Origin of the sequence: Halomonas sp. DQ26W, from assembly GCF_003339685.1 — a bacterium.
Lineage (GTDB): Bacteria > Pseudomonadota > Gammaproteobacteria > Pseudomonadales > Halomonadaceae > Halomonas.
Genome location: NZ_QPKI01000030.1, coordinates 38,717 through 48,956, shown reverse-complemented (window position 1 = coordinate 48,956; position 10,240 = coordinate 38,717). Strand labels below are relative to the sequence as shown.

The following is a 10,240-nucleotide window of genomic DNA, read 5'->3' as shown; positions in this document are numbered from 1 at the left end:
GATCTTGCTGAATGTGTAGGCGCGACCTGGGTCTATACGGCATCCTTGCCGGTTTCGCCGGTGCGGATGCGAATCACCTGTTCCAGTGGCGTGATGAAGATCTTGCCGTCACCGATCTTGCCCGTGTTGGCGACCTGGGTGATGGCATCGATCACCTTCTCGGACATCTCGTCATCCACGGCGATCTCGACCTTCACCTTGGGCAGGAAGTCGACCACGTACTCGGCGCCGCGGTAGAGCTCGGTGTGGCCCTTCTGGCGGCCGAAGCCCTTCACCTCGGTCACGGTGATACCCTGAACGCCGATTTCTGAGAGCGATTCGCGAACGTCGTCGAGCTTGAATGGCTTGATGATGGCGGTCACCAGTTTCATGGTCTTTTCCTCGTAATCCAGGGTGGGCTCGCTGGTTGCAGCCCTTCGCAGTGTAGGGGTTCGTTGGGTTCAAGCATACACCGCGACGAGTGGGAATAAAAAAGCCCCCAGGAAGGGGGCCAGGTGGAGCACGCCAGTTCACAGGGTAGCGTCGTTACTTGTTGGCGACGCTGAACTCGGGATAGGCTTCCATGCCGCACTCGGCAAGGTCGACGCCCTCGTACTCTTCTTCCTCACTGACCCGAATGCCCATCACACCCTTGAGGATCAGCCAGACAGCTAGGCTGGCAAGGAAGACCCAGAGGAAGATGGCCAGGCCGCCGACGATCTGCGGACCGAAGCTCGCGTCGCCGTTGGTGAGCGGTACGGCCATCAGCCCCCAGATTCCGACGACGCCGTGGACCGAGATGGCACCAACGGGGTCATCGATCTTCAGCTTGTCGAGACCGACGATGGCGGCGACGACGATGGCACCGCCCACGGCACCGATCAGGGTGGCGCCCAGGGCCGTCGGCGCCAGCGGCTCGGCGGTAATCGCCACCAGGCCGGCCAGAGCGCCGTTGAGTGCCATGGTCAGGTCGGCCTTGCGGAACCATACCTTGGCGAGGATCAGCGCGGTGATCACCCCGCCGGCGGCGGCAGCATTGGTGTTGACCAATACCTGGGCCACGTTGTTGGCAGAGGCCACGTCGGAGAGTTTCAGCTCCGAGCCGCCGTTGAAGCCGAACCAGCCCATCCACAGGATGAAGGTACCCAGGGTGGCCAGCGGCAGGTTGGCGCCGGGTATGGCGTGAATACTGCCGTCCTTGCCATATTTTCCCTTGCGCGGGCCGAGTATCAGAACGCCGGCCAGGGCGGCGGCGGCGCCGGCCAGGTGGACGATGCCGGAACCGGCGAAGTCGGAGAAACCCATGGCGTCCAGCCAGCCTTCACCCCAGGTCCAGTATCCCGATACCGGATAGATGACGCCGGTCATCACCACGGCGAAGACGAGGAAGGCCCAAAGCTTCATGCGTTCGGCGACGGCACCGGAGACGATGGACATGGCGGTAGCCACGAACACCACTTGGAAGAAGAAGTCGGCACGCATCGAGTAGTACGGTGCGTCGTCTCCACCAGCAGTGACTGCCGCCACGCTGTTCTCGCCGCCGATCAGGAAGCCGAGGTTGGGAAGGATGCCGCCTTCGTTGCCCGAATACATGATGGTATAGCCCACCAGCAGGTACATGGTGCAGGCGATGGCGAACAGGGCGATGTTCTTGGTCAGGATCTCGGCGGTGTTCTTGGAGCGCACCAGGCCGGCCTCGAGCATCGAGAAGCCGGCGGCCATCCACATTACGAGTACGCCACAGATCAGGAAATAGAAGGTGTCGAGTGCGTAACTCAACTCTGCCAGTTCAGTCATTGGAATTTCTCCAGAGTCCTTGAAAACAACTTGTCATTGCACGGCGGTGCTATTGTCAGATATCAGTTGTCAGACGGCATCGGCACCGCGCTCGCTGGTACGAATGCGGATGACATCCTCCAGCGGGGTGACGAAGACTTTGCCGTCGCCGATCTTGCCGCTGTTGGCAGCACCGCAGATGGCCTCCAGTACACCTTCCAGGCGCGCGTCGTCCACGGCGATCTCGACCTTTACCTTGGGCAGGAAGTCGACCACGTACTCCGCGCCACGGTAGAGCTCGGTGTGACCCTTCTGGCGGCCGAACCCCTTCACTTCGGTCACGGTGATGCCCTGGACGCCGTTGTCGGCCAGGGCCTCGCGGACGTCGTCCAGTTTGAATGGCTTGATGATGGCGGTAATGAGCTTCATCTCGAATCTCCCGGCTTGGTAGGCACGACGGCAATTGGCCGCCGAATGGATTATGCTTGCCAAGCGAGATGCATGCCGGGATGACTTTAATGCAATATCTATCAATATGTTGTGATGATACTGCTGGCCACATTGCTGTCGCTGTCGAGAACCGGTGGCGGTCGATGCACCAAGCTGGTGCCGGGTCATGGTGCAGGCGCTTCACGGTGGGGCGGCGAAGGGGAATGCGTCACTGGCAGGCGTTGCGTATCCTGTAGGCAACCCTTTGCGTTGGAGAGAGAACCATGGCGAGTCAAGATCCCATCAGCCGGCTGGCCCAGCAGCTCGGCGAACGTCTCCAGGGCGCCTCACAGGCTCCCGAGGAGATCCACAAGGGCGTTCAGCAGGTCGTGCGCGGCGCCTTCGACCGCCTCGACCTGGTGTCGCGAGAGGATTTCGATATCCTCATGGACGTCATGCAGCGCACCCGCATCCGCGTGGAAGCGCTGGAACAGCAGGTAACCGCACTCGAAGCGGCGCTGGCGGCTCGCTCAGACGAGGCAACAACAGCAGGCAAGGCGCCGAAAGTCGATGACGGCCATCCCGAGGAAGACGCCGGAGGCGGCGAAGCCGGGCGTTGATGGCCCGCTCGGCGGTCTTAATGCAGAGGTGCTAATCTGTAGCGATCAAGCACACTGACTGCGAGGGAGCGCATGATGCTGGCAATCGTTGCCACACGGGCTGGACTGGGGCTGGAAGCCCCCGAGGTACTCGTCGAAGTACATCTGGCCAACGGCCTGCCGGGTATGACCCTGGTCGGCCTGCCCGAGGCCGCGGTCAAGGAGAGTCGCGAACGGGTCCGCAGCGCCCTGGTCAATGCCGGGTTCGATTTCCCCAATACCCGCCGTATCGTGCTCAACCTGGCGCCCGCCGATCTGCCCAAGGTCGGAGGGCGCTTTGATTTACCCATAGCCCTGGGCATTCTGGTGGCCTCCGGCCAGTTGCCCGGCGACGCCCTCGATGGCATCGAAAGTGTCGGCGAGCTGGCGCTGGACGGTCGACTGCGCCCGATCAGTGGTGTGTTGCCTCTTGCGCTGGCCGCACGGCGTGCCGGCCGTAAGCTGATCGTGCCGCGGGGGTGTGCCAACGAGGCCGCCCTGGCCGGCGACCTTCAGGTGCTTCCCGCTGACCACTTGCTGGAGGTGGTGGCTCACCTGCTGGGCCAGACACCGATTGTGGCGCATCAATTGGAAGCGCCGCCGGTGTCATCGGTCATCGAGGGGGATCTTGCCGAAGTGCGGGGGCAGCATCAGGCGCGCCGGGCGCTGGAGATCGCTGCCTCAGGGGGCCACAACCTGCTTTTCTCGGGCCCGCCAGGTACCGGCAAGACCATGCTGGCCAGCCGTCTGCCGGGCATTCTGCCACCGCTGACCGATGAGGAGGCTCTGGAAGTGGCCGCCGTCCGTTCGGTCTGTGGTCTGCCGCTGGCCGAGCAGTGGGGGCGACGTCCCTTTCGTGCGCCCCACCATACCGCCAGCGCCGTAGCCCTGGTTGGCGGCGGCTCGTGGCCGCGTCCCGGCGAGATATCCCTGGCCCACCAGGGGGTGCTGTTTCTCGATGAACTGCCCGAATTCAGTCGCCATGTCCTGGAGGTGATGCGCGAGCCCATGGAGTCGGGACAGATTCATATCGCCCGTGCCAACCATGAAAGGCGCTTTCCCGCTAGATTTCAGCTTGTCGCCGCCATGAACCCTTGCCCCTGCGGACACCTGGGCGATCCACGCCAGGCCTGCCAGTGCACCGCCGCCCAGATTCAGCGCTATCAGTCGCGGCTCTCGGGGCCGTTGCTGGATCGAATCGACCTGCAGGTGGAGGTGCCGGCGCTACCCCCGGAGCAGCTGACCTCTCGTGAGACGGGGGAAAGCTCGGTCGAGGTGCGCGAGCGGGTGATGGCGGCGCGCGAACGCCAGTACGCCCGGGGGGCGCTCAATGCCCATCTGGGCAGTCGGGAGTTGGAGTCGGCCTGTGCCCTGTCGACGGCCGACCGGGCCTGGCTTGCTGGGGTGCTCGAGCGGCTACGGCTCTCCGCACGGGCCTACCACCGGGTGTTGCGGGTGGCGCTGACGCTAGCTGACCTGCTCGGCAAGCCGCAGCCCGAGCGCGCCGAGCTGATGGAGGCGATCGGTTATCGGCAACTGGATCGTCAGCGCCAGGGCTAAGAGGCTGTTTACACGCGACTGCACTGAGGCCTATAGCGCCGTGGCGTCGAAGGCGCCCTCGATCTCGGTCGCCCACAGCGCGTTGTCGGCGTCGGGGCGATAGAGCGACAGGGTAAGACGGTAGGGCAGCAGTTCGCGGTCGGAGAGTTGCAAACGTGGCGCAGTGGCTTTCAGCTGGGTTTCCAGACGCCACTGATGACCGCCACTGTCGCCGGCCATGGCGGGGCGCCAGTCGAGCACCTGAGGACCGTCGGAGACCCTCAGCATGGCCCGGGTCAGGTTCTCCAGAAAGTGTTCGGAGGCGATGTTCAGGCTGGTATCCACCGATGGCGCAGCGAGCAGTAGTACCTGCTCCTGGGGCGGCTGCATTTCGGCAACATCCATCAAGCGGTCGGCGGCACGATCGCTCAGGTTCTGCAGGGCCCTGCGAATCGGATCGGGTTCGGGGGGCTGGGCGGCGCAGCCGGTGAGCAGCAGGGCCGTCAATAGAATCGTGGCATATTTCAGCATCGGGGCGAAGGCTCTTCGATGACCTGGGGAGGAAGCTCAAGATCGACGATGAATTCGTCCAGGGCCGCGAACAGCGTATGGCGAATGGCCTCTGCTTCATTGACCAGATGATGCCGCGCGTCGGGGTGGCGATGTATGCGCGCATTGGGGAACTTGCGTTCAAGTACCGACAGGTTCCACTCCCAGTCCACCGTCAGGTCCTGTTCCCCCTGGAGGATCAGGGTGGGCAGCTCGCTGGGAGGCAATGCCAGCAATTGCGGCATCCAGCGACGCATGGCGCTGACCCAGTTCATCGACAGGTGCTCGGGCTGCAGCGGGTCCTGTTCACGCAGAAAGAGGGCGAACTCGCTATCGGTGGAATTTTCCCGGAACCGCCGGGGCAGGGTGCGCACGAACGGGCCGAACAGCAGGTGCAGCCAGCTCGACTGCGACCAGCCCGAGGGGCGTACCAGCGGCGCCAGCAAGGCCAGGCCCGACCAGTGTCCATCGTCGGGGCGGCTGAGAGCATCGGTGGCGAGGATCGCAGCGCCAGTGCTCTGGCCGACTCCGAGCCAGGGCTTGGGCGCCAAACCCCGGTCGCTCAATTGATCCTGCATGGCACGCAGACACTCGCCATAATGGTCGAAATCGTCGATACAGGCGCGGCGGCCACTGGAGAGACCGTGGCCCGGAAGGTCCCATAGCACCACGCGCCAGCCGCGCTCCAGCAGACACTCCAGCAGGTGGCGATACAACCCCAGATGATCGAAGTAGCCGTGTACCACGAAGGCGGTGCCGATTGCCTGCCGGGGGCTCCAAACCTGGGTCCAGAGCTGATAGCGCTGCGTATCCAGGTAACCGACGTTGAGTCCTACGTGCTCGGTGAGCAAGGGCGACAGCCCATAGTAGTCGAGGTAGTCAGCCAGCGGTTCTCCGGCGTCCGAGCCAAAGGGGGCGATTGGCCCCAGGGCCTGCAGGGGCGTGAAGTCGGTCATCATGTCCTCCGACAGGTAAGCCGATCGTCTTGCGAGCCGTTCATGGCTGCTGGCAGTCGAATAATGCTGAAGGCGCAGTTTACACAGGAGTCGTCTAGCCTAGCGAGAGACCATGTCTCTTAACCCTATGTCTAGTGCGCTGAACCCTTCATTCGGGTTTACATATGGAACAATTTTCCACAAAATCGACTCCATAGAGTGGTTTCACCCCCACGGATTGCGGCTGCGGACTGTGTCTCGTCCGTCGCCATCATGAGGAGACTCCCATGTCAGAACGCGTCACTCGCCACCGTCTTCAGGTGGCCGCCCAGCTGGACGGCTTCATTACCGAACAGGCCCTGCCGGGCACCGGCATCGACGCAGAAACCTTCTGGGCCGGTGTCGACGCCATCTTTCAAGATCTGACAGCAAAAAACCGGAATTTGCTCGCCGAACGCGAGAATTTGCAAGAGCGGCTCGACACTTGGCACCGGGAAAACCCCGGCCCGGTAAGCGACATGGCCGCCTACCGCAGCTTCCTGAAGGAGATCGGCTATCTGGTGGATGTGCCTGCCCAGGTCAAGGTCACCACCGGCAATGTCGATAGCGAAATCGCCATTCAGGCCGGACCCCAACTGGTGGTGCCGGTGAGCAACGCCCGCTATGCGCTGAATGCCGCCAACGCCCGCTGGGGCAGCCTCTACGATGCGCTGTACGGCACCGACGCCATTTCAGAAGAGGGTGGCGCCGAGAAAGGCCCCAGCTTCAACCCCAAGCGCGGCGAGAAGGTCATTGCCTATGCCCGCGGGGTGCTGGATCGTGCGGCTCCGCTGGCCACCGGCTCCCATCGCGACGCCATCAATTACGCGCTGCGCGACGGCCATCTGGTGGTGTCGCTGGAGGGTGGTCGCGAGACCGGCCTCAAGGATCCCGGAAAGCTGGTGGGGTATCGCGGTGATGCCGCCCGGCCCGAAGCGGTCCTGTTGACCAATCACGGGCTGCATCTCGAGATCCAGATCGATCCGACACATCCGATCGGCAAGACCGATCCGGCCGGGGTCAAGGATCTCGTGGTGGAGGCCGCGCTGACCGCGATCATGGATTGCGAAGACTCCATTGCCGCGGTGGATGCCGAGGATAAGGTCGGCGTCTATCGTAACTGGCTGGGGCTGATGCGGGGCGACCTGGAAGAGCAGGTCGCCAAGGGCGACAAGGCCATCACCCGCCGCTTGCATGGCGACCGTGACTACACCGCACCCGATGGTGGAAGCCTGACCCTGCCGGGCCGCTCGCTGATGTTCGTGCGCAACGTCGGCCACCTGATGACCACCCCGGCGGTGCTCGACGCGGATGGCAACGAGTTGCCTGAAGGCATCCTCGACGGCATTGTTACCGGCCTGCTTGCCCTCCACGACCTGAAGAAGGGCACTGACGCACCGCGTAATTCACGCACCGGCTCTGTCTACATCGTCAAGCCGAAGATGCATGGGCCGAAGGAAGTGGCGTTCTCCAGCGAGCTGTTCGGTCGCGTGGAAGACCTGCTAGGCATGGCTCGCGATACCCTGAAGATGGGCATCATGGACGAGGAGCGCCGTACCACAGTCAACCTCAAGGCGTGTATCGCCGAGGCCACCTCACGGGTAGTGTTCATCAATACCGGCTTCCTTGACCGTACCGGCGACGAGATGCACACCGCCATGGAGGCGGGACCGATGATCCGCAAGGGCGACATGAAGAACGCCGCCTGGATCGGTGCCTACGAGAAGAACAACGTCCAGGTTGGTCTGGCCTGTGGCCTGCGCGGCCGTGCCCAGATCGGCAAGGGCATGTGGGCCATGCCGGACCTGATGGCCGCCATGCTGGAGCAGAAAATCGGTCATCCCAAGGCCGGCGCCAACACCGCCTGGGTGCCGTCGCCCACCGCCGCCACCCTGCACTCCCTGCACTACCATCAGGTCAGCGTCACCGAGATCCAGCGCGAGTTGGAGGCTCAGGGCGAACCCGACTTCCTCGACGAACTGCTCACCGTGCCGGTGACTGGCGAGGTCAACTGGTCCAGCGATGAAATCCAGCAGGAGCTCGACAACAACTGTCAGGGTATTCTCGGCTACGTGGTGCGCTGGGTCGAACACGGTGTGGGCTGCTCCAAGGTGCCAGACATCCACAATGTCGGCCTGATGGAGGACCGCGCCACCCTACGCATCTCCAGCCAGCATATCGCCAACTGGCTATATCATGGCGTGGTTGATGCGGCACGGGTCCAGGAGACGCTGGAGCGCATGGCCAAGGTGGTCGATGAACAGAATGCCGACGACCCGACTTATACCGCCATGAGTGCCGATTTCGAGGCCTCGACAGCGTTCAAGGCAGCCAGCGACCTGATCTTCAAGGGGCGCGACCAACCCTCCGGCTACACCGAACCGTTGCTGCACCACTGGCGTGCCGTGCACAAGGCCAAGTGATGAGAGGTACCGGGGGCGTGCTATAGAGAAAAGCACGGACCTGTCGCCAAAGCAGCCTCGAGTGTGACTGCGATTGACGAAAGACGCCAGCAGCGCCCCGGGTACCCGCCTGGGGCGCTTTGGGTTATGTTGACTGCGTTTCCCTCGCGGCCAACCACACTAGCCGATCCACAAGGAGCCCGCCGATGACCGTGATGACTGCCGCCGCCATCGAAGACTTTCTCGACGAAATATTCCCCCAGCGCACCGGGACCATTGAGGGCGTCGACCATATGCGGGCGACCATGAGTCTGGCTATCGAGGATGAGCACCTGCGGCCGGGGGCCAGTGTATCGGGCCCCACCTTGATGGGGCTGGCCGATGTCTGCCTCTACGTGGCCATCCTGGCCCAGATCGGCCCGGAGCCCATGGCCGTTACCAGCGATCTGCATTGCCGCTTCCTACGCCGGCCCCGGGGGGATCGTGATGTCATCGCCAATGCTCGCATCATGAAGCTGGGCCGTCGCCTGGCGGTGGGCGAGGTGCAGCTGTTCTCCGCCGGTGACGAGGCGCCGGTGGCACTGGTCACGGCTACCTATGTGCTGCCCGACAACGACTAGGCGCGGTCACGTAGGGCGTATACCGCCAGTGTCAGCCAGCCGCCGATCATCAGCAGGCCACCGACCGGGGTGATCATGCCCAGCCCGCGCATGCCGGTCAGCGCCATGGCCACGAAGGCACCCGACAGCGCCGCCATGCCCCACCAGGATCGCTCCTGCAATGATGTCTCTTCCTGCCAGTTGGTAACGTTGCACCCCGTACCCCGAGGGAGCGTAACCGGCTACAATGTCGGCCCGTCAATCCAGAGAGGACGCCATGCAGATCCAGCTCAACGGTGAGGCTCATGATCTGGCCGCCGACCTCACGGTGGCGCAACTGATCGACAGCCTTGGCCTGACAGGACGACGGATAGCCGTCGAGCGCAACGAGGAGATCGTGCCCCGGAGCGAGCATGGGACGATCCGCCTCGGCCAGGGTGATCGAATCGAAATCGTCCATGCCATCGGCGGCGGATGAGTGGGTCGATGATGGGATAGATGAGCTGCCGTTTTCCAGACTCCATACGAAGGCATACTCGATGACAGACTTCTTTCAGGATCAACCGCTGCGAATCGCCGGCCACACCTTCACGTCTCGGCTGCTGGTGGGTACCGGCAAGTACAAGGATTTCGACGAGACGGCCGAAGCCATTGCGGCTTCCGGCGCCGAGGTGGTCACCTTTGCCGTGCGTCGCAGCAACCTGGGGCAGGAGGCCGACGAGCCAAACCTGTTGGACGCGGTGCCCCCGGAGCGCTTCACCCTGCTGCCCAATACTGCGGGCTGCTATACGGCCAAGGATGCCGTGCGCACCTGTAAGCTGGCCCGAGAGCTGCTCGACGGCCACAAGCTGGTCAAGCTGGAAGTGCTGGGCGACGACCACACCCTCTATCCCAATGTGGTCGAGACTTTAAAAGCGGCTGACGTGCTTCTCAAGGACGGCTTCGATGTCATGGTATACACCAGCGACGACCCGATCGTTGCCCGCGAGCTCGAGCAGATGGGCTGTTGTGCCATCATGCCGTTGGGCTCATTGATCGGCTCCGGTCATGGCATCCAGAACCCGCACAACGTTCGGCTAATCATCGAACAGTCCGGCGTGCCGGTACTGGTCGACGCCGGCATCGGGACCGCCTCGGATGCGGCCATGGCCATGGAATTGGGCTGCGACGGCGTGCTGATGAACTCGGCCATCGCCCATGCCCGTCAGCCGATATTGATGGCGAGTGCCATGAAGAAAGCCGTAGAAGCTGGTCGTGAAGCCTTCCTGGCCGGGCGCATGCCGCGCCGCCAGAGCGCCGACCCCTCGTCGCCCTTTGCCGGCCGCATCAACGGCTGAGCTACCTACCAGAGCCCA

At 63.3% G+C, this 10,240-nt stretch carries 12 protein-coding genes; 6 read left to right on the top strand and 6 right to left on the bottom strand.

All coding sequences use genetic code 11. The annotated features are described in order from the left end of the window. Nucleotides 1-32: 32 nt before the first annotated feature. The 3 genes from glnK to DU490_RS14515 all read right to left on the bottom strand — a co-directional run bounded on the left by glnK (nucleotide 33) and on the right by DU490_RS14515 (nucleotide 2,184). Nucleotides 33-371, bottom strand: a complete 339-nt coding sequence (glnK, locus tag DU490_RS14525; RefSeq protein WP_043518541.1) for a P-II family nitrogen regulator — start codon at nucleotides 369-371, stop codon at nucleotides 33-35. A gap of 154 nt (nucleotides 372-525) precedes the next feature. Next, nucleotides 526-1,776: an ammonium transporter gene (locus DU490_RS14520; protein WP_114574991.1), complete on the bottom strand. Its 1,251-nt coding sequence runs from the start codon at nucleotides 1,774-1,776 to the stop codon at nucleotides 526-528. 69 nt (nucleotides 1,777-1,845) lie between these two features. Next, the gene (locus DU490_RS14515) at nucleotides 1,846-2,184 is read right to left on the bottom strand and encodes a P-II family nitrogen regulator (RefSeq protein ID WP_114574990.1); all 339 of its coding nucleotides are present in this window, start codon (nucleotides 2,182-2,184) and stop codon (nucleotides 1,846-1,848) included. A gap of 284 nt (nucleotides 2,185-2,468) precedes the next feature. On the opposite strand from DU490_RS14515, the gene DU490_RS14510 reads away from it, so the two are divergent. Both DU490_RS14510 and DU490_RS14505 read left to right on the top strand, forming a co-directional pair. Continuing rightward, nucleotides 2,469-2,804: an accessory factor UbiK family protein gene (locus tag DU490_RS14510; RefSeq protein ID WP_114574989.1), complete on the top strand. Its 336-nt coding sequence runs from the start codon at nucleotides 2,469-2,471 to the stop codon at nucleotides 2,802-2,804. Between the two features lie 72 nt (nucleotides 2,805-2,876). Beyond that, entirely contained in the window at nucleotides 2,877-4,382 is a 1,506-nt protein-coding gene (locus DU490_RS14505; RefSeq protein WP_114574988.1) for a YifB family Mg chelatase-like AAA ATPase, read from the top strand. 30 nt (nucleotides 4,383-4,412) lie between these two features. Here DU490_RS14505 and DU490_RS14500 read toward each other — a convergent pair whose 3' ends face one another. Continuing rightward, nucleotides 4,413-4,892, bottom strand: a complete 480-nt coding sequence (locus tag DU490_RS14500; protein WP_114574987.1) for a hypothetical protein — start codon at nucleotides 4,890-4,892, stop codon at nucleotides 4,413-4,415. Then, nucleotides 4,886-5,866 carry an alpha/beta hydrolase gene (locus DU490_RS14495; RefSeq protein ID WP_114574986.1) on the bottom strand — a complete coding sequence of 327 codons (981 nt, stop codon included), beginning with the start codon at nucleotides 5,864-5,866 and terminating at the stop codon, nucleotides 4,886-4,888. Before DU490_RS14495 ends, DU490_RS14500 begins: the two co-directional genes overlap by 7 nt. Before the next feature lie 266 nt (nucleotides 5,867-6,132). Here DU490_RS14495 and DU490_RS14490 point away from each other — a divergent pair, with 266 nt between their 5' ends. Next, nucleotides 6,133-8,307, top strand: coding sequence for a malate synthase G (locus DU490_RS14490; RefSeq protein WP_114574985.1), 2,175 nt, complete (start codon nucleotides 6,133-6,135; stop codon nucleotides 8,305-8,307). Nucleotides 8,308-8,492: 185 nt separating this feature from the next. After that, a complete protein-coding gene (locus tag DU490_RS14485; protein ID WP_114478078.1) occupies nucleotides 8,493-8,906 on the top strand; it encodes a PaaI family thioesterase in 414 nt (137 codons plus the stop codon). On the opposite strand, the gene DU490_RS14480 is transcribed toward DU490_RS14485, so the two are convergent. Further along, nucleotides 8,903-9,067, bottom strand: coding sequence for a hypothetical protein (locus tag DU490_RS14480; RefSeq protein ID WP_181870054.1), 165 nt, complete (start codon nucleotides 9,065-9,067; stop codon nucleotides 8,903-8,905). The genes DU490_RS14485 and DU490_RS14480 overlap by 4 nt on opposite strands. A 95-nt stretch (nucleotides 9,068-9,162) precedes the next feature. Here DU490_RS14480 and thiS point away from each other — a divergent pair, with 95 nt between their 5' ends. Together thiS and DU490_RS14470 are read left to right on the top strand one after the other, a co-directional pair. Further along, on the top strand, nucleotides 9,163-9,363 hold the full coding sequence (gene thiS / locus DU490_RS14475) for a sulfur carrier protein ThiS (protein ID WP_114574984.1): 201 nt from the start codon (nucleotides 9,163-9,165) through the stop codon (nucleotides 9,361-9,363). 61 nt (nucleotides 9,364-9,424) lie between these two features. Beyond that, nucleotides 9,425-10,222: a thiazole synthase gene (locus tag DU490_RS14470; RefSeq protein ID WP_114574983.1), complete on the top strand. Its 798-nt coding sequence runs from the start codon at nucleotides 9,425-9,427 to the stop codon at nucleotides 10,220-10,222. Nucleotides 10,223-10,240 lie beyond the last annotated feature (18 nt).

What these genes read in the sequence shown, in the direction of transcription:
- DU490_RS14485 (WP_114478078.1), top strand. Translation starts at nt 8,493, where the DNA reads ATGACCGTGATGACTGCCGCCGCCATCGAAGACTTTCTCGACGAAATA.
- DU490_RS14490 (WP_114574985.1), top strand. Translation starts at nt 6,133, where the DNA reads ATGTCAGAACGCGTCACTCGCCACCGTCTTCAGGTGGCCGCCCAGCTG.
- DU490_RS14520 (WP_114574991.1), bottom strand. Translation starts at nt 1,776, where the DNA reads ATGACTGAACTGGCAGAGTTGAGTTACGCACTCGACACCTTCTATTTC.
- DU490_RS14505 (WP_114574988.1), top strand. Translation starts at nt 2,877, where the DNA reads ATGATGCTGGCAATCGTTGCCACACGGGCTGGACTGGGGCTGGAAGCC.
- DU490_RS14470 (WP_114574983.1), top strand. Translation starts at nt 9,425, where the DNA reads ATGACAGACTTCTTTCAGGATCAACCGCTGCGAATCGCCGGCCACACC.
- DU490_RS14515 (WP_114574990.1), bottom strand. Translation starts at nt 2,184, where the DNA reads ATGAAGCTCATTACCGCCATCATCAAGCCATTCAAACTGGACGACGTC.
- DU490_RS14495 (WP_114574986.1), bottom strand. Translation starts at nt 5,866, where the DNA reads ATGACCGACTTCACGCCCCTGCAGGCCCTGGGGCCAATCGCCCCCTTT.
- glnK (WP_043518541.1), bottom strand. Translation starts at nt 371, where the DNA reads ATGAAACTGGTGACCGCCATCATCAAGCCATTCAAGCTCGACGACGTT.
- thiS (WP_114574984.1), top strand. Translation starts at nt 9,163, where the DNA reads ATGCAGATCCAGCTCAACGGTGAGGCTCATGATCTGGCCGCCGACCTC.
- DU490_RS14510 (WP_114574989.1), top strand. Translation starts at nt 2,469, where the DNA reads ATGGCGAGTCAAGATCCCATCAGCCGGCTGGCCCAGCAGCTCGGCGAA.
- DU490_RS14500 (WP_114574987.1), bottom strand. Translation starts at nt 4,892, where the DNA reads ATGCTGAAATATGCCACGATTCTATTGACGGCCCTGCTGCTCACCGGC.